The sequence below is a fragment of the Nocardia veterana NBRC 100344 genome, from assembly GCF_000308855.1.
GTDB lineage: Bacteria > Actinomycetota > Actinomycetes > Mycobacteriales > Mycobacteriaceae > Nocardia > Nocardia veterana.
This window is the reverse complement of sequence record NZ_BAGM01000092.1, coordinates 25,256-48,896: the sequence shown is the minus strand read 5'-3', so window position 1 is coordinate 48,896 and position 23,641 is coordinate 25,256. Positions and strand designations below refer to the sequence as shown.

The following is a 23,641-nucleotide window of genomic DNA, read 5'->3' as shown; positions in this document are numbered from 1 at the left end:
GTGGCAAGACGACATCATCAATGATGTCATTGCTGGAATGTGACCGGAATGTCGGCAGATATGCCGGGCGACGGTTCGGTGTCGTCTCGGCGACCGGGTAGCCTTTCTGACCATGACGAACGGTGAATCGACGCGAACAGAGCTGCGCGCGTCCGGAACGGTCGGTGTCGCGATGGTGACCCCCTTTACCGCGGAGGGCAAGCTCGATGTCGATTCCGGCGTCGCCCTCGCCGCTCGCCTGGTCGATCGCGGCGTCGACCTGCTCGCCGTCTCCGGAACCACCGGGGAGTCGCCGACCACCACCGAATCGGAGAAGTTCGATCTGCTGCACGCCGTCGTCGACGCGGTCGGCGATCGCGCGACCGTGATCGCGGGCGCCGGCACCTACGACACCGCCCACAGCATCGAGCTGGCGCGCAATGCCGAGCGGGCGGGTGCGCACGGTTTGCTGGTCGTCACTCCGTACTACTCGCGCCCCTCGCAGGAGGGTTTGCTGGCGCATTTCACCGCCGTCGCCGACGCCACCGACCTGCCGGTCACGCTCTACGACATTCCTCCGCGATCGATCGTGCCGATCGCCCCGGACACGTTGCGGCGGCTGGCCGAACATCCGAATATCGTCGCGGTCAAGGACGCCAAGGGTGACCTGGGTGCGGGCGCGGAGTTGATCGCCGACACCGGCCTGGCCTACTACTCCGGCGACGATGTGCTCAACCTGCCCTGGCTGTCGGTCGGCGCGGTCGGATTCATCAGTGTGATCGGACATCTGGTGCCGGAGCGGCTGGTGCAGTTGCGGGATGCCTACGCCGCCGGCGAGGTGGCCTTGGCCCGCGACATCAATGCCAGCATGTTGCCGATCAATCGTGCGATGGCCCGGGTCGGTGGCGTCGCGCTGATCAAATCCTCGCTGCGGATGCTCGGCATGGATGTCGGTGAGCCACGGTTGCCGCAGCTGATGCCCGTCGGAGTGAATCTGGAATCCATCGTCGCCGAATTGCGGCTGGCAGGGGTGCTTGCATGAGTGATCCGGTGAATCGTCGTCCGCGCCGGTCCGCGAGCCGTGCGGCAGGGGCGCCGGCTCCCGCGCCGCCGCCCGCCCCACGGGAACAGCCGGCTGCGCCTGCGCCCGAACAGGTTTCGCCCGAGCCGCCACGAGCAGCCGAACCGCGCGCCGAGCGTTCGACGGCGCGTCGGGACGCACCGGCTGCCGTTGCCCGGGAGACCGCGCCGGCCGACAAGCGCGCCGAATCCCCCGCGGCCCAGCGCGGCGAGCAAACCGGCGATCGTGGCCGTTCCCGCCGCTCCGGCCGGGGCCGCCAGTCTTCCCGGGGTCGCGCGGAACAGGCTGTGCCGCAACCGGTTGCGCCGGAACTGCCGTCCGGGCTGCCGCCCAAGCTGCCGAAACACGGGCTGCGGGTGTTCGCGCTCGGTGGTATCGGCGAGATCGGCCGCAATATGACGGTCTTCGAATACGACGGCTCGATGCTGATCATCGACTGTGGCGTGCTGTTCCCGGAGGATCAGCAACCGGGCGTCGATCTGATCCTGCCCGACTTCCGGCCCATCGAGGATCGGATCGACGAAGTGGCCGCGGTGGTGCTGACCCACGGCCACGAGGACCACATCGGTGCGGTGCCGTTCCTGCTGCGGTTGCGTCCCGACATTCCGGTCGTGGGTTCGAAGTTCACGCTCGCGCTCGTCGCGGCGAAGTGCCGCGAACACCGCCTGCAGCCGCGGCTGATCGAGGTCACCGAGGGGCAGAAGACCAGCCACGGCCCGTTCGAGTGTGAATACTTCGCGGTCAACCACTCGATTCCGGATGCCATCGCGGTCGCGGTGCGGACCCCCGCCGGGCTGGCCCTGCACACCGGCGACATCAAGCTCGACCAGTTGCCGCTCGACGGCCGGCTCACCGACCTCGCCGGTTTCTCCCGCCTCGGCGACGAGGGGGTCGACCTGTTCCTGGTCGACTCGACCAATGCCGAGGTGCCGGGATTCGTCACCCCGGAGCGGGAGATCGGCCCGGTGCTCGACAGCGTGATCGGCAAGGCCAAGGGCCGCGTCATCGTCGCCTCGTTCGCCAGCCACGTGCACCGCATCCAGCAGGTCGTCGATGTGGCGCAGCGGTACAACCGGCGGGTCTGTTTCGTCGGCCGCTCGATGGTGCGGAATATGCAGATCGCCCAGGACCTGGGTTATCTGAACATTCCCGAGGGCATCGTGGTCGATCTGGATCAGGCCGCGAATCTGCCGGTGCACAAGCTCGTCCTCATCTCCACCGGCTCGCAGGGCGAACCGCTGTCGGCGCTGTCGCGGATGGCCCGCGGCGACCATCGCCAGATCAACATTCGGGCCGACGATCTCGTCGTCCTGGCGTCGTCACTGATCCCGGGTAACGAGAACGCGGTCTTCGCCGTGGTCAACGGCCTGGCTCGGCTCGGCGCGACGGTGGTGACCCAGCAGAGCGCGAAGGTGCACGTCTCCGGCCACGCCTCGGCCGGTGAACTCCTGTATCTGTACAACGCGGTGCGGCCGACCAACGCCATGCCGGTGCACGGCGAATGGCGGCATCTGCGGGCCAACGCCGCACTCGCGGTCGCGACCGGCGTGCCCGAGGATCGGGTGGTGCTCGCCGAGGACGGGGTGGTGGTCGACCTGGTCGACGGTATCGCCTCGATCGTCGGCCGCTATCCGGTCGGCCAGGTGTACGTCGACGGCCTGTCGGTCGGCGACGTCGGCGAATCGACCCTGTCGGATCGGCTGATCCTCGGCGAAGGCGGTTTCATCGCGATCACGGTGGCGGTCGACGAGACCACCGGCAAGGCGGTGAGCGCACCCGAGGTGAGCGGCCGCGGTTTCTCCGACGATCCGGAGGCACTGCTGGGCGCCCAGGAACTGGTCGAGGCGGAACTGCTGCGTTTGGCCGGTGAGGGTGTCACCGACACTCACCGCATCGCGCAGGGCGTGCGCCGGGTGGTGGGTCGCTGGGTCGCCGACACCTATCGTCGCCGTCCGATGATCGTGCCGACCGTCATCGGCGTCTGAGCGGGGTCTGTGGCCGCGGCCACAGAGCTACGCCGGGCGCCTGGGCTAGGCTCGTCGACCATGAGTATGGCTCAACGGGAACGCCGGGCCCTGGTCGCGACCATGACGGCGGCCGGGCCCGACGCGCCGACCCTGTGCGGCACCTGGACGGTGCGGGAGCTGGCCGCACATCTGGTGGTGCGGGAGCGTCATCCTGCGGCCGCACCCGGGATCCTGTTGAAACCCCTTGCGGGATATCTGGATTCGGTTCAGGCCAAGGTTTCCGGGCAGCCGTTCACCGATCTGCTGGAGCAGATCCGCACGGGGCCGCCGTGGTGGTCGCCGCTCAAGCCGGTGGACGCGCTGGTGAATCTGACCGAGATGTTCGTTCATCACGAGGACGTGCGCCGCGCGGAGGAAGGCTGGCAGCCGCGCACACTCACCGCCGACGATCAGGCGAAGCTGTGGTCGGTGACGCGGCGAATGGCCCGGATGGCATACCGCAAGTCGCCGGTGACCGTGGTGCTGGCGACGCCGCAGGGTGAGCGGGTGACCGCGCACAACGTCGGTGGTGACGCCGTGGTACTCACCGGCGATCCGGCCGAGCTGCTGCTGCATGCGTTCGGACGCAACGAGGTTCGCATCGACGCCGCGGGTGGCGTCGATGATGTCGCCGCGGTGTTCGCCTCCGATCGCAGCGTCTGATTCCGCCTTCGTTTCCGCTGTCGACGGCGCCCGGCGCCGGGCGGATCCGGCCGTTGACGGCGCTGTGAGGTCGGCAATGATGTCGGTGGGATGGGTGTTGCGGATGGTCCCGATGGGGCTGTTGCGGCTAGCCTGAGGTCATGGCAGGTAAGTCCCGCGGCACTACGACCACGAGTTCGCGGGCGGGATCCACCCGGGGGCGGGCTCCGGCGCGGACTCGCTCGGCCGGCTCGCGCGCCCGATCGGCGCCGCGGGGACGGACGACCGCCACCCGCAAGCCGGTGCGCCGATCGCCGCAGACCGCGCCGCTGGCCGTGATCGGCCGTGGTATCGGTAACGGCTGGTCGATGCTGGCCCGCGGCTTCGGCGCCACCACCCGGACCATCAGCAGGGCGGGCGAGATCGAACACGGACATCGCCGGGACGGAATCGCGTTGGCGCTGGTGGCATTCAGTGTGGTCATCGCCGCCGCGGTGTGGATGTCGGCCGGCGGTCCGGTGGGCCGCTGGGTCGATGCCGTGGTGCGTGCGATCGCCGGATCCGCCGCCGCGGTCCTGCCGTTCGTGGCTTCCGGCATCGCGGTGGTGCTGATGCGCACCGAACCCAAGCCCGAGATCCGACCCCGGCTGGTGCTCGGCAGTCTCCTGGTGGGACTGCCCGCCCTGGGCATCTGGCATATCCTGGCCGGCGCGCCGACCGACGCCCGCGGGCGCGCGCACGCCGCCGGATTCGTCGGCTATGTGCTGGGTGGACCGCTCGGCGACGGTCTCACGGCCTGGCTGGCGGTGCCGCTGTTGTTGCTGGCGATGCTGTTCGGCGTCTTGCTGGTCACCGGAACCACGGTCCGCGAGGTTCCGCACCGGCTGCGGGAAGTGTTCGGGCTCACCGACGCCGGATACGACGACTACGACGGCCAATACGGCCTCTACGATCCGGAAAACTATGACGCCGACGGTTTTCCGGTGCACAAGAGCCGCTCGTCACGGCGCGGCCGCACCCCCGAAGAGAATTACCCGGCCGACGAATTCGGTGGCGCCGACGCGGTCACCGAGGTGCTCGGTGAGCCGCCGCTGCGCGAGGCCAAGGACATTGCCGCGGAACCGCCCGAAACCCCCGCTCCGGCAACCAAACCCAAGACCCGCAAGGCGCCGAAGGTGGTCGATCAGACCCCCGAGCCGCAACCGCCGCAGCAACTGGAATTCGTCACCGACAGAGAGGTCGACGGCGACTACCAACTGCCGCCGCTGACCCTGCTCACCGACGGTGACCCGCCGAAGAAGCGCAGTGCCGCCAACGAGTCGATGATCGAGGCGATCACCGAGGTGCTGGTGCAGTTCAAGATCGACGCCGCCGTCACCGGTTTCGTGCGCGGCCCGACGGTCACCCGCTACGAGGTCGAACTCGGGCCGGGCGTGAAGGTCGAGAAGATCACCGCACTGGCCCGCAATATCGCCTATGCGGTGGCCACCGAGAATGTGCGGTTGCTCGCACCGATCCCGGGCAAGTCGGCGGTCGGCATCGAGGTACCGAACGCCGACCGCGAACTGGTGCGGCTGGCCGATGTGCTCAAAGCGCCCTCGACGCGAAACGACCACCACCCGTTGGTGATCGGTCTCGGCAAGAACATCGAGGGGGAATTCGTCTCGGCCAATCTGGCGAAGATGCCGCATCTGCTGGTGGCGGGTTCGACCGGATCGGGTAAGTCGAGCTTCGTCAATTCGATGCTGGTGTCGCTGCTGGGCCGGGCCACGCCGGATGAGGTACGGATGATCCTCATCGACCCCAAGATGGTGGAACTCACGCCCTACGAAGGCATTCCGCATCTGATCACGCCCATCATCACTCAGCCGAAGAAGGCCGCCGCCGCACTGGCCTGGCTGGTCGAGGAGATGGAACAGCGGTATCAGGACATGCAGGCCAGCAAGGTCCGCCACATCGACGATTTCAACAAGAAGGTGAAGTCGGGGCAGATCACCACGCCCCTGGGCAGTGAGCGGGTGTACCGGCCGTATCCCTACATTCTGGCCATCGTCGACGAGCTCGCGGATCTGATGATGACCGCGCCGCGGGATGTGGAGGATGCGATCGTGCGCATCACCCAGAAGGCCCGGGCGGCCGGTATCCATCTGGTGCTGGCGACCCAGCGACCGTCGGTGGACGTGGTGACCGGTCTGATCAAGACCAATGTGCCGTCCCGGCTCGCCTTCGCCACCTCCTCGTTGACCGATTCCCGGGTCATCCTCGATCAGCCCGGCGCGGAGAAACTGATCGGCATGGGCGACGGCCTGTTTCTTCCGATGGGCGCCTCCAAGCCGACCCGGCTGCAGGGCGCGTTCATCTCGGACGAGGAAATTCAGGCGGTCGTCGAATTCACCAAGAATCAGGCCGAACCCGAATATCAGGAGGGTGTCACCACCGCCAAGGCGGGGGAGAAGAAGGATGTCGATCCCGATATCGGCGACGATCTCGACGTCTTCCTGCAGGCGGTGGAGTTGGTCGTCACCTCGCAGTTCGGTTCCACCTCGATGCTGCAGCGCAAACTGCGGGTCGGTTTCGCGAAGGCGGGCCGGCTGATGGATCTGATGGAAACCCGCGGGGTGGTCGGTCCGAGCGAGGGCTCCAAGGCCCGCGATGTGCTGGTGAAGCCGGACGAGCTGGAGGGATTGCTGTACTCGATTCGCGGTGGCGGCGGGGAACCGGAAGAGGCCGCCGAGCCGAGCGCCGGCGAGCCGTAGGGCCCGAGCCGGGGCGAGCCCCGCTCTCAGGCTGTATAGGCCCAGCCGGTGACGGTTCGCACCGCGATCGCGATGATCGGTCCCTGCGGTGAATCATGTTCGTACTGAGGGTATTTCGCGAGCAGCCAGGTCAGTGCGGGCGCCCGCTCGGCAGCCTCGGTGTGGACGGTGGCGGTGCCGTCGACGCGGACCCACCACAGCCGCGTCCAGTCCTCGTCGTAATGGTCGGCGAGCACCGAGACGCGCGGATTGGCGGCGATATTGCGCAGGCGGCGCAGATCGGTACCGGATTTCGGCTTCTGGTCGATCGCGACGACGAGGATCCGATCGTCCGGTGACAGGGCGAAGGTCACCGGCACCAGATGCGGCTGGCCGGTGGCGTCGGCCGTGGCCAGGTGGGCCACCCGGGCCGCGCGCAGCCGCGCGAGCGCGGTGCCGGAATCCCAGCGCGGCATCGGGCTAACCGGCCGCGCGCTCGCGGCCGATCTGCTCGGCGGCCTCGCGCTGGATCCGGTCGAACTGGGCACCCATCGCGGTGGCCAGTGCCGTCGCCGCCGAAAGGGGTCGGACCATCACCTTCAGATCGTCGATCAGGCCGTTCTCGTCGACGTGCAGGAAGTCGCACCCGTTGACCTGCTTACCGTCGACCGTCGCCTCGAACAGCAGCGCCGAATCCCGGCCGCCGGCGTCGGTGATCTCCCGGACATAGCGGAAATCCTCGAACACCCGCATCACGCCGCGCAGAATGGCCGCGGTGATCGCCCGGCCGGGATAGGGCTTGAACGCCACCGGACTGGTGAACACCACGTTCTCGGCGAGCAGCGCCTCGATCGCCGCCATATCGCGTGCTTCCACGGCCTGTCGGAATGCCTGCATCGCCACCTCGCATATGCAACTGGTTGACTATGCGGTGCATCGTACCGCGCCCGGCGCCACCGTCAGGCCGTCGCCGCCTGATCCGTGAACGCCCCCATCACCGGTGTCCACTCCACGAACCGCACGGCATCGATCAACTTCTCCCGCGCGAACGGATCGTCGGCGAGCAACCGCTCCATCGCCGCAGCGTCCTCGGCCCGGAACAGCAGCAGCGCGCCGGAGCCGTCGGCGTAGGGACCGGTCGTGAGTACCACACCCTGATCCACCAGATCCGACAGCCATGCCCGGTGGCGCGGCCGATGCTCGTCGCGCTTGGCGGCGGTGGCCTCGGAGTAGGTGTAGTGGACGGCGAAGATCGGCACGGGGACTCCCGAAGACGTTCAGAGGGTCAACAGCATTCGAGTATTGCCGAGGGTGTTCGGCTTGACGTAGCTGAGGTCGAGGAATTCGGCCACGCCGGTGTCGTAGGAGCGGCACATCTCCGCGAACACCTCGGCGGTGACCGGAGTGCCGTCGATTTCGGTGAAGCCGTGCCGGGAGAAGAACTCCACCTCGAAGGTGAGAACGAACAGCCGTTGCAGCTGCAACTCGCGGGCGGTGGCGATCAGTTTGTCCACGATCATCCGGCCGACCCCGCGGCCCTTGACATCGGGGTGGACGGCTACCGTGCGCACCTCGCCGAGGTCGGCCCACAGCACGTGGAGTGCGCCACATCCGACCAGGCGGCCGTCGAGTTCGGCCACCCAGAACTCCTGGACCGACTCGTAGAGCGTGACCAGGTTCTTCTCCAGCAGAATGCGGCCGGCGTAGACGTCGACGAGGCTTTTGATGGCGGGCACGTCGGACGTGCGGGCGCGGCGGACGAGCACGGTGCCGGGGCCGGTGCCGCCGATCGAATCACTCTGGGATGCCCGCGTCGTCATGGGGTGCACAGTAGTCGGCTCCCCAACCGATAGTCTGGTGGAGTGCCGCACATCTCGTCTGCCCGCCCGCCCCGACCTGCCGGGGGCTGCGGTTGCGCGCATTCCGGCCGGGGGTGCCGGTGAGCGTGCAGAGCGACGATATGGATCGGTCCTGGGCCGAGGCGGGCAGAGCTCGGGCGAATCTCGTTCCGCCGCAAGCGAAGCGGACGGTCGAGCCGTCGGCGGTGCCGCTGATGAACATCGCCAACATCCTGACGGTCCTGCGCATCGTGATCGTGCCGATCTTTCTGCTGGCGCTGTTCGCCGGCGGCGGGCACGACACCGGATGGCGGATCGCGGCGGCCGCGTTGTTCGGCCTCGCCGCCATCACCGACCGGATCGACGGTCAGGTGGCGCGCAAGTACGGTCTCGTCACCGACTTCGGCAAGTTGGCCGATCCGATCGCCGACAAGGCGTTGATCGGCGCCGCGCTGATCGGGCTGTCGGCCCTCGGCGATCTGCCGTGGTGGATCACCGTCGTGATCTGTGCCCGGGAGATCGGTGTGACCCTGCTGCGACTGGCCGTGGTGCGGCGCGGGGTGATCCCCGCCGGACGGGGTGGCAAGGCGAAGACGCTGGTGCAGTCGGTGGCGATCGGGGTATTGCTGTTACCGCTGGCCGGTGCGTGGGCGAGCGTGGGAATGGCGCTGATGTACGTCGCCGTCGCGCTGACCGTGGTCACGGGCTTGGACTACGTGGTGCAAGCGGCCCGGTTGTGGGCCCGCCCGGTCGAGCGACGGTGAGCCGCATGCCCCCGGACCGGACCGGCGCCGCGGCGACCGCAGACCCGCTGTCGAGCGCGCCCGAAGCAGTGGACCTCGTGGGCATGCTGACTCGCCGGGGTCAGACCGTGGCGACCGCCGAATCGCTGACCGCCGGCCTGCTCGCGGCCACCCTCGCGGGGGTGCCGGGCGCCAGTCTGGTACTGCGCGGTGGCCTGGTGGTCTACGCCACCGATCTCAAACATCGGCTCGCCGGGGTGAGCGAAGACACCCTCGCCGCCGACGGCCCGGTCGCCGCCGGCACCGCCGAACAGCTCGCCGTCGGCGCGCGCACGACCTGTGCCGCCGACTGGGGAATCGGGCTGACCGGGGTCGCGGGTCCGGATCCGCAGGGAGAATGCCCGGTCGGGACGGTTTTTCTCGGGCTGAGCGGACCCGGCGGCACCGAAGTGATGCGCTTGCACCTGGCCGGAGACCGATGGACGATCAGGATGAGCGCGGTCCGCACGGCGATCATCGAACTGCTGCGCCGAGTCGACGACGGCGAGCGGACCGCAACGGGCTGACGGAGACTGCGCGCCCGGCGCCGATCGGTTCCCGTGGGCGGGAACCAACGGGGTGGCATGCGACGTTGGCACAGTAGACGGAGGGTGCGTCACGCTCGACGGCGGTCGCGCTCGGCCCGGTGAGGCGAAACGTGAGGAGAACGAGATGACGCTGCTTCGAGAGGCCATCGGCGAGAGTCTGCGGCGCGCTCGGATCGCCCAGAGCCGGACCCTACGTGAGGTGTCGACGTCGGCACGCGTGAGCCTCGGCTATCTGTCCGAGGTCGAACGCGGACGCAAGGAAGCCTCGAGTGAGCTCCTGGCCGCCATCTGCCAGGCACTGGATGTGCCCTTGTCGCAGGTTCTGGTCGATGTGAGCGCCACCATGGCGGATGCCGACGCTCCCGCGCCCCGCGTGAGCGAACCGGCTCCGGTCGAGACCGGGGCGGAGGCGGCGGCCACCGGTGTGGCGGCCCGTGCCGGTATCGCCGGGGACACCCGGATCGTGATTCCGGCCCCGAAAGCCGAGAAACTGGTGTTGGTACAGGCGAAGTGAATCCCCGCGCGTCGGCGCTCGTGAGTTACCCGCACCGCAACGGTGCCGGCAAGGCTGTACGACGGAGCGGAAACGGATAGATTCTCTGTAAGCGTCGGTTACGGGTGGTTCGGCAGTCCGACACCGCGCGATGGAGGATAGGGACACGGGGTGCGTGACGGTCGCGCACCACCGCCGCGCTGCGGCGCGGCGCAGTCAGATGGAGGCGGGATCAATCGATGGCTAATCCGTTCGTGAAGGCCTGGAAGTACCTGATGGCCCTCTTCGATTCCAAGATCGAGGAGCATGCGGATCCGAAGGTACAGATTCAGCAGGCTATCGAGGAAGCCCAGCGTCAACACCAGGCCCTGTCGCAGCAGGCGGCGTCGGTGATCGGTAACCAGCGCCAGCTCGAGATGAAGCTCAACCGGCAGCTCGACGAGGTCGAGAAGCTCAACGCCAACGCGCGCCAGGCGGTTCAGCTGGCCGACCAGGCCACCGCCGCGGGCGACACCGAGAAGGCGATCCAGTACACCAACGCGGCCGAGGCGTTCGCGGCGCAGCTGGTGACCGCCGAACAGTCGGTCGAGGACCTGAAGGTGCTGCACGATCAGTCGCTGCAGGCCGCCGCCCAGGCCAAGAAGGCGGTCGAGCAGAACGCCATGCTGCTGCAGCAGAAGGTGGCCGAACGCACCAAGCTGCTCAGCCAGCTCGAACAGGCCAAGATGCAGGAGCAGGTGTCGGCCTCGCTGCAGCAGATGGACTCCACCCTGTCCGCTCCCGGCAGCACCCCCAGCCTGGACGCGGTGCGCGAGAAGATCGAGCGTCGCTATGCCAACGCGCTGGGCGCCGCCGAACTCGCTCAGAACACCGTGCAGGGACGCATGATGGAGGTGCAGCAGGCCAGCGTGCAGATGGCCGGCCACAACCGTCTGGAGCAGATTCGCGCCTCTATGCGTGGCGATGCCCTGCCGTCCGGTGACTCCGGCCAGGCCATCGCGAACCCGGCTCAGCCGCAGGTGAACAAGGGCCAGGCCGCGCAGCAGTAACTGCGCACTGGTCGATCGGAAGGCTGAGCTGATGGGGCGAACGCGGGCGCGGAACGAGCCCGCGACCTCCCGCGCCCGGCCGTGGTCCCGGTCGACCCGGATCGATGCGTCCGCGCCGCCCGCCTCCGCCGTACCCTCGGCCGATGCGGCGCGGACGCCACTGTCGAATTCCTCGTACATCGACCGGGCCGGGTTCGCCGATCAGGCCACAGCCCGGCGGTCGATCGCCGAAACCCTTGCGCCGCAGGGTGATTCCGCTGCCGCGGATTCCGCTCCGGACATCTCCCGATCGGCGACCGCGAGAACATCGGCGCGAGCCGAGGTCAGCCGGTTCTCGCAGCGCCGCAAGCATGCTGACGTGCGCGAGCAGGAGCGCCTCGAGCGCGCCCGGCGGGTGCCGGGGACGCTGCGCGACGCCGGCGAATACGCGTTGCACGCGGTGCGGAAGTGGGCCGATCCGCGGGAGCGGGAGCTACGCCGTCGACGCCGGGTCCGGCGCCGGAGCCTTCGCTGGAGCGCCGCGTCCGGTGTCACAGCCCTGGGAACGGCTGGGCTGGTGGCGATTTCGGCCCCCGTGTGGGCGGTGGTCGTGGTCGGCGGTGGTGCCGCGGCGCTGGTGACCGGCGCGGCGTTGAGCACCCGCCGATATCTGGAACTGCGCCGGCATCCCCTGCCGCCCGCCGCATTCGTTCCCCGCCGGTTGCCTTCGGTGCAATCGGCGGCCCGCGCGCCGATCGCGCGGCTGGTCCGCGCGGAGCGGGCATTTCACGAACTCGGCCGGCGGATCGCGGCCGGCGGCCGGGTACCCGTCGACGACCTCGCCGATACGGTGGCGACCGCGGAATCCGGCGCGGCGGCGTTGCACGCCCTCGCCGGCGATATCGCGGCGATGGAGAAGACGCTCGAGGTGGTCGCGACCTCCGGTGCGGGGGCGGGCCTGGCGGAGCAGGTGCGGGCGATGGTCGCTCGCCTGGACGCGGGCGTGGCCGAATACGAGCAGCTGCTCGCCGCGGCCGGACAGGTTCTCGCCGTGGGGCCGGGTGACGGTCCGGCGGATGCGTTTGGCTGGGCGATGGTCACCCTCCGGGAGGCCGCCGACCGCCTCGACGGCTGGGCGCAGGCACTCACCGAACTGGCCGACCGGCGGTAGCACCCACGGACGAGCCCTCTCGGGGTTCACCCTGATATTTCCCGGATATCGGCTGTGACCTGGTGATTTTCCGATGCCGAGTTGACAGTATGGAGGAGTCGGATCGCGATGACGGCGGTTCGGAAACCTTCGGGAGGAATGGACATGTTCTGGAAGATTCTGGGCGTCGTCGCGCTCGTGTGGCTGGCGCTGATCGTCATCGGCGCGCTGGTCAAGGCGTTGTTCCCGATCCTGATGATCAGCGTCGTGGTCTTCGGCCTGTACCTGCTGTACAAGGCCGTCTCGGGTTCGAACAAATCGACGGTCACCAAACTGTAGTGCGGATTTCCGGAACGGGCCGCTCGGTGGATGCCGGGCGGCCCGTTCGCATTCGGCGACAATGATCGCCATGGATCATGTTCCCGAGAATTGGCAGCGCGGACTGGTGATCGTCGCGCATCCCGACGATATCGAGTACGGCGCCGCGGCCGCGGTGGCCCGATGGACCGGGCAGGGCAAGGACATTCGGTACCTGCTGGCCACGCGAGGCGAGGCCGGGATCGCCGGGCTGCCACCGGCCGAATGCGGGCCGCTGCGGGAACAGGAGGAGATCGCGTCGGCCCGGGCCGTCGGTGTCGAACAGGTGGAGTTTCTCGGCTATCCGGACGGTCGGATCGAGGGCGGCCTGGGTTTGCGCCGCGATCTCGCGGCCGCGATTCGCCGGCACCGGCCCGAGATGGTGGTGCTGTTCAATTTCGGTGACACCTGGGCTCCGGGGTATGCCAACAGCGCCGACCACCGCGCGGTCGGCCGCTGTGCGCTGGATGCGATCTCCGACGCCGGTAACGAGTGGATCTTTCCCGAGCTGGCCGAGCTACCGGTCTGGACTCCGCGCTGGGCGGCGGTGGTGGGCCCCGTGGTCACGCATGCGGTCGACGTGACCGATACCGTGCGGGCCGCGGTGGATTCCCTGGTCCAGCACCATCGCTATCTGAGCGCGTTGAGCGACGTCCCGGTACCGGAACAGGCCCGGGCCATCGTCGACCGCGCGACCGGCCCGCATGCCGGGTTCCCCGCCGAGCGCGCGGTGGGGTTCGAGCTGTATCACTTCGCGGACTGACGAAGCTGTGCGCGGACACGAACGCCGACTGCCGGATTCATGACGCTCGGGTAGCTCCGCCCGCCCGGCATCCGCTCGGTACCGGGTATGGCATGGTGGGGCGCATGCGAGTGGCTGTCGTCGCGGGGCCGGATCCGGGTCATGCGTTTCCGGCGATCGCGTTGTGCCTGCGGTTCCTCCGGGCGGGCGATGATCCGGTGTTGTTCACCAGTCCACGCTGGTTCGAGGCCGCCCGCGCGGCGGGTATCGCGGTGCGGCGGTTGAAGGGCCTGGCGCCCCGGCCGCAGGACGACGACCGGGACGCGGGTGCGCGCATTCACGAACGGGCCGCCCATATTTCGTCCGAAATTCTGCCCGACCTCAGCGCGATGCTGCCGGAGCTGGTGGTGTCGGATGTGCTGACCGCCGGCGGTGGGATGGCGGCCGAGCGGCTGGGAGTGCCGTGGGTCGAGTTGTCGCCGCATCCGCTGTATCTGCCGTCGAAGGCGTTGCCGCCCATCGGAAGTGGGCTGGCTCCGGGGGAAGGGCTGCGGGGCCGGATGCGCGACACCGTGCTGCGCGGCCTGACCGCCCGAGCGATCACTCGCGGGGAACGGCAGCGCGCGGTGGCGCGGGCGAGTGTGGGGCTGCCCGAGGCCGATCCGGGACCGGACGCCCGGCTGATCGCCACCTTGCCCGCCCTGGAGGTGGATCGGCCCGACTGGCCCGACCACGCGCATATCGTCGGGCCGTTGCTGTGGGAGCCGACGACGCGCACATTGCCGCTGCCGCCGGGCGATCGCCCGCTGGTGATGGTCGCCCCCTCGACGGCGCAGACGGGGGTCGGCGATCTCGCCTCCGGCGCGCTCGCGGCCCTCGCCGACAGCGACGTGCGCGTGGCGATCTCCATGCTCGACACCCCACCGTCGGATCTGCCGCCGTGGGCGACCGCGGGGCTGGGTCGCCAGGACGACCTGCTCCGCCATGCCGCGGTGGTCGTCGGCGGGGGTGGGCACGGACTGCTGGCCAAAACCCTGCTGGCGGGGGTCCCGATCGTGACCGTACCCGGTGGCGGCGATCAGTGGGAGCTCGCGAATCGCGCTGTGCGGCAGGGGAGTTCGATATTGGTCCGGCCGTTCACCATCGAAGCGCTGCGGGCCGCGGTGCGCACCGTGCTGAGCGATGATTCCTATCGGCAACGCGCCGCGGCGGCCGCGGCGTCCGCCGCCGAGGTCGAGGATCCGGTCGAGGTCTGCCATCGCGTCCTGGACCGGGTGCGGGCGAACTGACGATCCGCTGCGGGCGCACCCGGTGCGGAGGCGATGGCCGCGGCGCGCCGGTGCCCGGTACCCTCGGCACGGTGCGGTTGACTGAATTCCAGGAACTCTTGCATACCGAATTCGGCGTCGCCCGCGGCGACCTGCTGCTGGCCGATCATGTCCTGCCCGCGATGAACGGCCGCACCGGCGCCCAGGCGATCGAGGATGGTGTCGACCCTCGCGAGGTCTGGCGGGCGCTGTGCGCCGAATTCGATGTGCCCAAGCATCGATGGTGACCTTGTCGGCTGGGTCACAGCCCCGTTGACCTCAACTTAAGTCGAGGTTGCAGGCTTGGGTCATGACCGCTGAGGATACGAACACCGAGATCACCACGCGCCGGATCCAGGAGTTGCTGGACCGGGCCGACATCACCGACCTGCTGGATCGCTACCTGCGCTCCCTGGACGACGGCGTCTTCGACGAGCAGTGGGCGCGCACCTACTTCACCGAGGACGTCACGGCCGAAATGCCGATCGGCACCGTCCACGGGCGCGATGCCGTCCTCGCGCATATCCGGCGCGGCATGGCGTTGTTCGACCGGACCGTCCATCTGGGAACGAATCCGGTGATCGAACTCGACGGCGATCGGGCCAGGGTTCGCGGCGCGCAACTGAGCACCCACGTGCTGGCCGACGGTTCCGAATCGATCTTCATCTCCGCCGGACATACCGATACCGACCTGGTCCGGACCGCGGACGGCTGGCGGATCTCCGCTTCGGCGCTGCGGATCACCTGGACCCAGGGCACCCCGCCGAGCCTGCCGGCGGGGCTGGGTCCGGCCGCGTGAAACGACCGCTCGCGTGGAACGCGGTGGCGCTGTGGGGAATCCGTCTCGGCGGGGCGAGTCGCTCAGCCGACCGTGACCTCTGCGGTGACGGGTTCCACCGGCGCCGCCTCGCTGCGACCGCGTAGGAGCGCGAAGGCGACGACGCCGCCGAGAATGCCGACGCCGGCCGCGACCGCGACCGCGGCGTCCAGTCCGGAAACGAACTGCGCCACCGTGATCCGGCCCTCGCCGGCCGTGCCGCGGAACACCGTGCCCAGCACCGCGACCCCGAGGGCGAGACCGAGCTGACGGGCGGTGTTCACCGCGCCCGCGGCGGTGCCGCTCTGCTGCGGGGAGACCGCGGCCATCGCGACCGCCACGAGCGGGGGCGCCAGCACGCCGATCCCGATGCCGAGCACCACATAACCGAAAAGTAGTGCGCTCCACGATGATCCAGTGTCGATCAGGCCCAGCAGACCGGCGCCGGCGCCGATGATCAGCAGCCCGCCGCCGATCGTCCAGCGCGGCGCGGCATCGTGCAGCCGACGCCCGAAGACGGCCGAGACCAGGAAGGCGGTGAGCGCCATCGGCAGCATCGACAGGCCTGCCTGCAGCGGGCTCAGGTGCAGCTGCTGCTGTAGCCACAGCGAGATCAGCGGGCTGGTGGCGAAGGCGGCGAAATTGAAGCCTGCGGCGGCGATCAGCGTGGCGCCGAATTCTCGGTTGCGCAGCAGGGCGAGCGGGAACATCGGTGCGGTGCTGCGGGTTTCGATCACCACGAAGCCAACCGCGGCCAGTGCGCCGACCGCCAGGGACGCCAGCGTCGCGCCGTCGCCCCAGCCGTATTCGCCGCCACGGACGATGCCGTAGGTGATGGCGGTCGCCGCGCCGGCGAAGGCCACCATCCCGGCGACGTCCACGCTCCGGTCGGGCCGCCGCTGCGCCGGGCCGAACGCCGACAGCGACAAGACGATCGCGACCGCGGCGATCGGCAGATTCACCAGGAAGATCCACCGCCACGAGAGCAGATCGGTCAGCACGCCGCCGAGGACGACGCCGATGCCGGCCGCCGCCCCCGCGATCGCCCCCCCAGGCGCCGAAGGCGATACCGCGATCGCGGCCGGTGTAGGTGGCGTGCAGCAGCGACAGCGTGGTCGCGAAGACGGCCGCGCCGCCGATGCCCTGTACCGCCCGCGCGACCACCAGCAGCTCGGTGGAGCCCGCGAGTCCACAGGCGAGCGAGGCGACGGCGAAGACCACCAGGCCCGCCAGATAGGTCCGCTCGGCGCCGAACCGGTCGGCGAAGGAGCCGAGTACCAACAGCAATGCCGCGAGGGCCAGGGCGTATCCGTCGACGACCCATTGCAGTCCGGACAGACCGGCGCCCAGGCCGTCGGCGATGTCGGGCAGTGCGACATTGACGATGGTGACGTCGATGAGCAGCATGAGCGTGCCGAGGCACGCCGCGAACAAGGGGAGCCATTTCCGCATGGCGACCTCCGGGGAGTATGAACGATATCGACGCCAAGCGTGCGAAAGGTCGCGCTATCCATCCAGCCATCCGGCTATCGACGTGGGATTTCCGCCTATGAACCCGGAAGATGAGATCGAATCCTCCGTTCTCGATCCGCTCGACAAGCAGATCGTGCACGGATTGGTCACCGACGCCCGGATCCCGTTCGCCAAACTGGGTGCGATCCTCGGTGTCTCCGAACAGACCGTGGCCCGGCGCTATCGGTCGCTGCGACAACGCGGCATGCTGCACGTCTCGGGTCTGGTCAACACCATGCCGCTGGGTAACACCCGGTGGATGCTGCGGCTGCAGTCCACCCCGGCCAAGGCGCTGCAGTTGGCCGAATCGCTGGCCCGGCTGCCCGACGTCAGCTGGGTGGCGCTGCTGTCGACCGGGTCGGAGGTGACCTGCGTCAGTCGTCCCCGATCGCTCGAACAGCGAGATGCCTTGCTGCTCAACGTGCTTCCGCGGGCGAGTCAGGTCACCGGGTTGACGGCCTACGAGATGATCCACCGATTTCCGCTGCCCGAGGAATGGCCGCGCTACGGCCGATTGCTGAGCGCCGATCAGTTGCGGCAGCTGGGGCGCCGGCCCGCGGTGAACGATGTGCGCGGACCCGAGGCGCCGGTGGATCTGTCCCCGGGCGACGAGGCGATGCTCGCGGTCCTCGCGCGCGACGGTCGCGCCTCCTACGCCCGGCTGGCGGCCGAAACCGGATGGAGCGCCTCCCGGGTGGCGCGCCGCATGGCCGAACTGACGGCGGCCGGGGTGCTCTACTTCGATCTCGACTTCGCCATCGAGCGGATGGGGTATGCGGTCCGGGCCTCGCTGTGGGTGCGGACCCGTCCGGCCGACCTGGACGCGGTGGGACGGGCGATCGCGGCCCATCCGGAGACGGCGTACGTCGGGGCGACCACCGGGCCGACCAACCTGGCCGCCTCGATCGTCTGCCGGGACAGCGCGCATCTGTACCGGTACATCACCGAACGGCTGGGCGCGTTGGACGGCATCGTCGATGTGGAGGTCACTCCGACACTGCGGATGTTCAAACAGGCGCAGGCGTTGATGCACACCGATCGGATCGCGGTGGTACCGACCGCGACCGGAGGCCGGACCCGGTGAGCACGGCGCGTCGCTTGCCTCGAACACCTGTTCGTCTAAGCTTGCCATCAGAACTTGTCGGTGCCGCCCTCTACCGTGGGCGCCAACCACACAACGAGACTTACCCGTCAGAAGGGGATCAGACGATGGCACCACAGGCCTACGACCGTGACAAGGCGCTCGAGCTCGCTCTGGCGCAGGTCGAGAAGAGCTTCGGTAAGGGCGCGGTCATGCGCCTGGGTGAAGAGGCGCGCCAGCCCATCTCGGTGATTCCGACGGGCTCGATCGCCCTGGATGTCGCGCTGGGCATCGGCGGTCTGCCGCGGGGCCGCGTCGTGGAGATCTACGGTCCGGAATCCTCCGGTAAGACCACGGTCGCCCTGCACGCCATCGCCAACGCCCAGGCCAACGGCGGCGTCGCGGCCTTCATCGACGCCGAACACGCGCTGGATCCGGAATACGCCCGCAAACTCGGGGTCGATACCGACGCGCTGCTGGTCTCCCAGCCGGATACCGGTGAGCAGGCGCTGGAGATCGCCGACATGCTGGTGCGCTCGGGCGCGCTGGACATCATCGTCATCGACTCCGTCGCGGCGCTGGTGCCGCGCGCGGAAATCGAGGGCGAGATGGGCGACAGCCATGTCGGTCTGCAGGCCCGCCTGATGAGCCAGGCGCTGCGCAAGATGACCAGTGCGCTCAACAACTCCGGCACCACCGCGATCTTCATCAACCAGCTGCGCGAGAAGATCGGCGTGATGTTCGGTTCGCCCGAAACCACCACCGGCGGTAAGGCATTGAAGTTCTACGCCTCGGTGCGTCTGGATGTGCGCCGCATCGAGACGCTGAAGGACGGCAGCGATGCGGTGGGTAACCGCACCCGCGTGAAGGTCGTCAAGAACAAGGTGTCGCCGCCGTTCAAGCAGGCCGAATTCGACATCCTCTACGGTGCGGGCATCTCCAAGGAGGGCTCGATCATCGATATGGGCGTCGATCAGGGCTTTATCCGCAAGTCCGGCTCCTGGTACACCTACGAGGGCGATCAGCTCGGCCAGGGCAAGGAGAACGCTCGTAAGTTCCTGCTGGAGAACACCGACGTGCGGGACGAGATCGAGAAGAAGATCAAGGAGAAGCTCGGCATCGGTGCCGATGTCACCGCAGACGCGGGTGCCGAGGCGCCCGTCGACTTCTAACCGATGCCGGACCGGGACGCGCCGGGGTCCACGCCCTTCCCGGACCCTGGCGCTTCTCGGCTCGACGCCGTCGAGCGACTCCGGCGACAGCTGGCGGATATCGAATCCCGCACGCGGTCCACCGACGATGCCGGAGGTGAGCGGTCGAAACCCGGGCGCCGACCCGGGGGTTCGCCTCGTCGCCGGCGATCCGCGGGAGATGCGGCGGATTCGCCTACCGGACTGTGGCGCTCCGATGGCGGCGCGGTTCCCGCCGCGCGGCGACAGGGGAGTGCGGACGGACTCTCGGACAACCCGAGCGGTCGTCCGAACCGCCGGTCGAAGACCGACGTCGACGTTGCCGACGGTGGCTCGCGGTCGCCGATCGGCAACGACGCGCATGAGCCGACCGGCAGGGATGCCGCTGCGAGCTCCGACGGCGTGTATGACCCCGATGGTGCATCCGTCCACATGCGCGGGGTCGACCCGGACCGGGGCGGTGGCCGTCGCAGGCGGCCGCGTGGCGAGGAGCGCGAATCACCTTCCGACGCAGCGCAATCCACGCCGAAGGCGGGCACCGAAGCTCAAGCGAAGGATATATGCCTGCGTCTGCTGACCGACCGAGCCCGCAGCCGGGCCGAACTCGCGGACAAGCTCGCAGCCAAGGGTTTCGCGCCCGAGGTCGCCGAGCGCGCCCTGAACCGACTCGCCGAGGTCGGGCTGATCGACGATGCCGCCTTCGCGGAGCAGTGGGTGCACTCGCGCCACACCTTCTCCGGCAAAGGGAAAAAGGTTCTCGCACAAGAACTTCGGCGCAAAGGGGTCTCCGATTCCGATGCCGAGTCCGCTCTCGCCGCCATCACACCGGCAGACGAAAGCGCCCGCGCCGCCGACCTGGTCCGCCGTAAGCTCGCCGCTCTGCCGCAGGACCTACCGATCGACACAACGACCAACCGCCTGGTGGGTATGCTCGCGCGGCGCGGATACAACCAGTCCATGGCTTATGCGGTAGTTGCGGAAGAACTGCGCACCGTCGCGGAATCCACTGCGGTAGAGCATGATTCGGACGACACCGCACCGAACCGGGCAATGGTGAATCGAGCCGACCGACTCGACGTCGACGGGCCATCCGGAGACGGGATCGCCGGAGCCCAACCGACCACCTCCCGTCGACCGCGAACCGGAGACCCCGACGACTCCGAACGGGCCGCGGAACTGGTCCGCAAGAAGCTCCGCACGCTGCCCCGCGATCTCCCCGCGGACAAGGCGACCGCCCGGCTGGTGGGGATGCTCGCCCGGCGCGGATATCGCCCAGCCCTCGCCTACACCGTGGTGAAACAGGAATTGGCCGCCGCCGAGCACAACGCGGTAGCCGACAGGGTTTCGGCGGATCCGATCGCGCCCGAGCCGGGCGGCGTCGATGCCGAAACCCCGCCTCTGGCGGTCGAATCGGCGCACGACGAGGCGGAACAGGCCGCGGACCTGGTTCGACGCAAGATTCGGACACTGCCGCGCAACCTTCCCGAGGACAAGATCGTCAACCGCCTGGTCGGAATGCTCGCCCGTCGCGGATACGGGCAGTCGCTCGCCTATTCCGTCGTGCGCGCCGAACTCGCGCACGGGTTCCCATCGGACTGATCCGCCGGCGCACCCCTGTGCGGCGATCAGCACCGTCGCACATCCGGGACCTGCCCGGGCACCTCACGACCGGCGTGGCTCGGCGGCGACCAGCGGCGATGCGAACGGTTGGACACCCATCCCCGGTCGCCGCGAGTGGCGTGGCCCGGCGACCGGGGTGGTGCGTGTTCAGGATCGGCGATCGTGGACTCGATGGCGAGGGTTGCGCTCGATGCGAGCGCAACCTCGGCGCGACGTGACCGCGCGGGATCAGCGTGTGCCGCCCGCCCGGGACACGTCCACCCCAGGGGCGGCGTCGGTCAGTACCGAATCGACCCCGAGGACGGTCCGGCCGCGCCGGCGCGCTCGCAGCCGGCGCTCCAGGCGGGTGGCCAGGAAGGTCAGCGCCCAGTTCAGCGCGATCATGATGACGGCGACCACGATCAGCGCGGGCACCGTGTTCTGCTCGGCCGCACCCAGCTGCTGACCCTGCCGCACGATCTCCTGATACGTGATCTGATAGCCCAGCGCGGTGTCCTTGAGCGCGACCACCATTTGCGAGATCAGTGCCGGCAACATCGCCGTCACCGCCTGCGGCAACAGGATCAGCCGCATCATCTGCCCCTTGCGCAGCCCCAGCGCTTGCGCCGCTTCGCTCTGGCCGCGCGGCAACGAGCGGATTCCCGACCGCACGATCTCGGCGATCACCGACCCGTTGTAGACGGTCAGCGCGATCACCACCGCCGCCAGCGCGAGCTGGTCCGAGGCGAACAGATTGTCCTTGGCGAACCAGTTGTAGAGGAAGATCATCAGGATCAGCACCGGAATCGCGCGCGCCACCTCGACGATCGCGCCGGCCACCCAGCGCACCACCCGATGATCGGACAATCGCAGCAGGCCGAACACGGTACCGATCACCAGCGCGAAGACGATGGACAGGGCGGCGGCCTCGAGCGTCCCGCGCAGACCGGGCAGGATGTAGGTCTGCCAGATCTCCGCCTCGACGAACGGCTTCCACTTCTCGGCGGTGAGCTGTCCCTTCTGGTCGAAAGCGCGCCATACCAGCCAGCCCACGGCCACCACGGCCGCCAGGACCAGGACCGAATAGACCGCGTGCCGCCGGCGGGCCTTCGGGCCCGGAACGTCGTAGAGGACCGAGGCGTTCGCGCTCATCGCTTCACCTCGAATCGCCGGGCGAGCCAGCCGAACAGCAATCCGGTCGGCAGCGTGAGGATGACGAAACCGAGGGCGAAGATCGCGCCGATGGCGAGAATATCGGCCTCGGTCTCGTTCATCGACGCCATCAATGCCGCCGCCTCGGCCACGCCGATGGCCGAGGCGATCGTGGAATTCTTCGTCAGCGCGATCAGCACGCTGCCCAGCGGTGCGATCACGGACCGAAACGCCTGCGGCAACACCACATGCCGCAGGTTCTGCCCGAAGGTCAGGCCGAGTGATCGCCCCGCCTCGGACTGGCCGAGCGGCACCGTATTGATTCCGGCGCGCAGCGATTCGCAGACGAACGAGGCGGTGTAGACGCTCAGTCCCAGCACCGCGAACCGAAAGTTGTTGGTGGGCAGGAAATCCAGGCCCGAACTCGCACTCGCGAGTTTGATGCCGAGGGTGGTGTAGAGGCCGAGCGAACAGAACACCAGAATCAGCGTGAGCGGGGTATTGCGGAAAATCGTCACGTACGCCGTGCCGATCCAGCGCGCCACCGGAATCGGCGATACGCGCATCGCCGCCACCAGGGTGCCGATGATCAGCGCCCCGATCGCGGACAACACGGTCAGTTTGATGGTCACCCAGAAGGCGTCCAGCAGCTGACGGTCGTAGCGGGAGATCAGATCGAACACGGTGCCGGTGTCCCTTCGCGATCAGTAGCGGTCGACCTGCGGCGGGTTCGGGATCTGGAAGGTGGGACCGAGATTCTTCGCCAGCGACGCCTTCCAGGAGCCGTCGTTGATCATCGATTCGATCGCATCGTTGATCTTGTCGCGAGATTCCTTGTCGCCCTTCTTCAGGCCGATGCCATAGTTCTCCGTGGTGAACGGCTGACCGACGACCTTCAACTGTCCCGGCGACTGTGCGGCATATCCGGCGAGGATGATGTTGTCGGTGGTCACGGCGTCCACAGCGCCCGACTTCAACGCCTCCACACACAGCGAATAAGTGTCGTATTCCTGCAACTGCACATCATTGGCGAAATTCTTCTGGATGTTCTGCGCGGGAGTGGAGCCCTTCACCGAGCAGAGCTTCTTTCCGCCCTTCAGCGACTCCGGGCCGGTGATGTCGGTGTTGTCGGCGCGAACCAGCAACGATTGTCCCGCAACGTAATACGGCCCGGCGAAGTCGACCTTCTGCTTGCGCTGATCGGTGATCGAGTAGGTGCCGACCACATAGTCGACCTGCCCGTTCTGGATCAACGTCTCACGCTGTGCGGAGGGAGCTTCCTTGAAGGTGATCTTGTCCGGGCTCACCCCGAGCTTGCCGGCGACATAGGTCGCGACATCCACGTCGAATCCGGAGAACGAACCGTCCCGGTTACGCAGTCCCAGACCCGGCTGATCGAATTTGATGCCGATGGTGAGTTTGCCTTCGGAGGCGTGTTCGGTGGCGGTCTTGTTGCTGCCGCCACCGCATCCGGTCGCGACGACCGCGATGGCCAGCGCGCCGATGCCGAACCGCAGCGCTCGGGTGATCCTCATCGAATGCCTTCTCTCTCGTGACGTGTGAAGGGTCGCGCGCGGTGCGAATTTCAGCAGTCGGTGCCAC

General features: G+C 68.5%; 25 protein-coding genes and 2 pseudogenes. 18 read left to right on the top strand and 9 right to left on the bottom strand.

Annotation, left to right across the window (positions count from 1 at the left end):
- Window positions 1-112: 112 nt before the first annotated feature.
- The 4 genes from dapA to ON37_RS16025 all read left to right on the top strand — a co-directional run bounded on the left by dapA (window position 113) and on the right by ON37_RS16025 (window position 6,464).
- Window positions 113-1,021: a 4-hydroxy-tetrahydrodipicolinate synthase gene (gene dapA, locus ON37_RS16040; protein WP_040720354.1), complete on the top strand. Its 909-nt coding sequence runs from the start codon at window positions 113-115 to the stop codon at window positions 1,019-1,021.
- A complete protein-coding gene (locus ON37_RS16035; RefSeq protein WP_373282038.1) occupies window positions 994-3,045 on the top strand; it encodes a ribonuclease J in 2,052 nt (683 codons plus the stop codon). Before dapA ends, ON37_RS16035 begins: the two co-directional genes overlap by 28 nt.
- 60 nt (window positions 3,046-3,105) lie before the next feature.
- A complete protein-coding gene (locus ON37_RS16030; RefSeq protein WP_040720352.1) occupies window positions 3,106-3,729 on the top strand; it encodes a TIGR03085 family metal-binding protein in 624 nt (207 codons plus the stop codon).
- 140 nt (window positions 3,730-3,869) lie between these two features.
- Window positions 3,870-6,464: an FtsK/SpoIIIE family DNA translocase gene (locus tag ON37_RS16025; RefSeq protein WP_040720351.1), complete on the top strand. Its 2,595-nt coding sequence runs from the start codon at window positions 3,870-3,872 to the stop codon at window positions 6,462-6,464.
- 26 nt (window positions 6,465-6,490) lie between these two features.
- On the opposite strand, the gene ON37_RS16020 is transcribed toward ON37_RS16025, so the two are convergent.
- The 4 genes from ON37_RS16020 to ON37_RS16005 all read right to left on the bottom strand — a co-directional run bounded on the left by ON37_RS16020 (window position 6,491) and on the right by ON37_RS16005 (window position 8,263).
- Window positions 6,491-6,919, bottom strand: a complete 429-nt coding sequence (locus tag ON37_RS16020; RefSeq protein WP_040720350.1) for a TIGR03668 family PPOX class F420-dependent oxidoreductase — start codon at window positions 6,917-6,919, stop codon at window positions 6,491-6,493.
- 4 nt (window positions 6,920-6,923) lie between these two features.
- Window positions 6,924-7,340, bottom strand: a complete 417-nt coding sequence (locus tag ON37_RS16015; RefSeq protein WP_040720410.1) for a nuclear transport factor 2 family protein — start codon at window positions 7,338-7,340, stop codon at window positions 6,924-6,926.
- Window positions 7,341-7,402: 62 nt separating this feature from the next.
- Entirely contained in the window at window positions 7,403-7,702 is a 300-nt protein-coding gene (locus ON37_RS16010) for a YciI family protein (protein ID WP_040720349.1), read from the bottom strand.
- 18 nt (window positions 7,703-7,720) lie between these two features.
- Entirely contained in the window at window positions 7,721-8,263 is a 543-nt protein-coding gene (locus tag ON37_RS16005; protein ID WP_051031648.1) for an amino-acid N-acetyltransferase, read from the bottom strand.
- Between the two features lie 119 nt (window positions 8,264-8,382).
- Between ON37_RS16005 and pgsA the strand changes: the two genes are divergently transcribed.
- From pgsA to ON37_RS15955, 10 genes are all read left to right on the top strand, one after another.
- Window positions 8,383-9,045, top strand: coding sequence for a CDP-diacylglycerol--glycerol-3-phosphate 3-phosphatidyltransferase (gene pgsA / locus ON37_RS16000; protein WP_040720408.1), 663 nt, complete (start codon window positions 8,383-8,385; stop codon window positions 9,043-9,045).
- A gap of 5 nt (window positions 9,046-9,050) precedes the next feature.
- Window positions 9,051-9,590, top strand: a complete 540-nt coding sequence (locus ON37_RS15995; protein WP_051031647.1) for a CinA family protein — start codon at window positions 9,051-9,053, stop codon at window positions 9,588-9,590.
- A 145-nt stretch (window positions 9,591-9,735) separates the two neighbouring features.
- Window positions 9,736-10,125: a helix-turn-helix domain-containing protein gene (locus ON37_RS15990; protein WP_040720348.1), complete on the top strand. Its 390-nt coding sequence runs from the start codon at window positions 9,736-9,738 to the stop codon at window positions 10,123-10,125.
- A gap of 218 nt (window positions 10,126-10,343) precedes the next feature.
- Entirely contained in the window at window positions 10,344-11,153 is an 810-nt protein-coding gene (locus tag ON37_RS15985) for a PspA/IM30 family protein (protein WP_040720347.1), read from the top strand.
- Window positions 11,154-11,184: 31 nt separating this feature from the next.
- On the top strand, window positions 11,185-12,303 hold the full coding sequence (gene pspM, locus ON37_RS15980; protein ID WP_245553220.1) for a phage shock envelope stress response protein PspM: 1,119 nt from the start codon (window positions 11,185-11,187) through the stop codon (window positions 12,301-12,303).
- A gap of 144 nt (window positions 12,304-12,447) precedes the next feature.
- Window positions 12,448-12,621, top strand: a complete 174-nt coding sequence (locus tag ON37_RS33490; RefSeq protein ID WP_030513209.1) for a hypothetical protein — start codon at window positions 12,448-12,450, stop codon at window positions 12,619-12,621.
- Between the two features lie 70 nt (window positions 12,622-12,691).
- Complete coding sequence (locus ON37_RS15970) at window positions 12,692-13,402, top strand: PIG-L deacetylase family protein (RefSeq protein WP_040720405.1); 711 nt, start codon at window positions 12,692-12,694, stop codon at window positions 13,400-13,402.
- A gap of 104 nt (window positions 13,403-13,506) precedes the next feature.
- Window positions 13,507-14,670 (top strand): glycosyltransferase, encoded by a 1,164-nt coding sequence (locus tag ON37_RS15965; RefSeq protein WP_040720346.1) that lies wholly within the window; start codon window positions 13,507-13,509, stop codon window positions 14,668-14,670.
- A 71-nt stretch (window positions 14,671-14,741) separates the two neighbouring features.
- A complete protein-coding gene (locus tag ON37_RS15960; protein WP_040720404.1) occupies window positions 14,742-14,936 on the top strand; it encodes a DUF3046 domain-containing protein in 195 nt (64 codons plus the stop codon).
- Between the two features lie 62 nt (window positions 14,937-14,998).
- Window positions 14,999-15,487 (top strand): nuclear transport factor 2 family protein, encoded by a 489-nt coding sequence (locus tag ON37_RS15955; RefSeq protein WP_051031646.1) that lies wholly within the window; start codon window positions 14,999-15,001, stop codon window positions 15,485-15,487.
- Between the two features lie 62 nt (window positions 15,488-15,549).
- On the opposite strand, the gene ON37_RS15950 is transcribed toward ON37_RS15955, so the two are convergent.
- Window positions 15,550-16,506: an MFS transporter gene (locus ON37_RS15950; protein WP_281004685.1), complete on the bottom strand. Its 957-nt coding sequence runs from the start codon at window positions 16,504-16,506 to the stop codon at window positions 15,550-15,552.
- Window positions 16,507-16,612: 106 nt separating this feature from the next.
- Window positions 16,613-16,912, bottom strand: a pseudogene (locus ON37_RS34485) (MFS transporter); the annotation flags it as partial.
- Between the two features lie 142 nt (window positions 16,913-17,054).
- Here ON37_RS34485 and ON37_RS15945 point away from each other — a divergent pair.
- The 4 genes and pseudogenes from ON37_RS15945 (at window position 17,055) to ON37_RS34690 (ending at window position 20,887) form a co-directional block, all read left to right on the top strand.
- Complete coding sequence (locus ON37_RS15945) at window positions 17,055-18,101, top strand: Lrp/AsnC family transcriptional regulator (RefSeq protein WP_051031645.1); 1,047 nt, start codon at window positions 17,055-17,057, stop codon at window positions 18,099-18,101.
- A gap of 125 nt (window positions 18,102-18,226) precedes the next feature.
- A complete protein-coding gene (gene recA / locus ON37_RS15940; protein ID WP_040720345.1) occupies window positions 18,227-19,270 on the top strand; it encodes a recombinase RecA in 1,044 nt (347 codons plus the stop codon).
- A 450-nt stretch (window positions 19,271-19,720) separates the two neighbouring features.
- Window positions 19,721-20,302, top strand: a pseudogene (gene recX / locus ON37_RS15935) (recombination regulator RecX); the annotation flags it as partial.
- Between the two features lie 36 nt (window positions 20,303-20,338).
- Entirely contained in the window at window positions 20,339-20,887 is a 549-nt protein-coding gene (locus tag ON37_RS34690) for a RecX family transcriptional regulator (protein WP_245553222.1), read from the top strand.
- A 249-nt stretch (window positions 20,888-21,136) separates the two neighbouring features.
- Here the strand turns inward: ON37_RS34690 and ON37_RS15925 are convergent, their stop codons facing one another.
- The 3 genes from ON37_RS15925 to ON37_RS15915 are packed head-to-tail and all read right to left on the bottom strand — an operon-like array spanning window position 21,137 to window position 23,574.
- Window positions 21,137-22,039, bottom strand: a complete 903-nt coding sequence (locus tag ON37_RS15925) for an amino acid ABC transporter permease (RefSeq protein WP_040720344.1) — start codon at window positions 22,037-22,039, stop codon at window positions 21,137-21,139.
- Complete coding sequence (locus ON37_RS15920; RefSeq protein ID WP_040720343.1) at window positions 22,036-22,722, bottom strand: amino acid ABC transporter permease; 687 nt, start codon at window positions 22,720-22,722, stop codon at window positions 22,036-22,038. Before ON37_RS15920 ends, ON37_RS15925 begins: the two co-directional genes overlap by 4 nt.
- A 21-nt stretch (window positions 22,723-22,743) precedes the next feature.
- Window positions 22,744-23,574 carry a glutamate ABC transporter substrate-binding protein gene (locus ON37_RS15915; protein WP_040720342.1) on the bottom strand — a complete coding sequence of 277 codons (831 nt, stop codon included), beginning with the start codon at window positions 23,572-23,574 and terminating at the stop codon, window positions 22,744-22,746.
- Window positions 23,575-23,641: the final 67 nt, after the last annotated feature.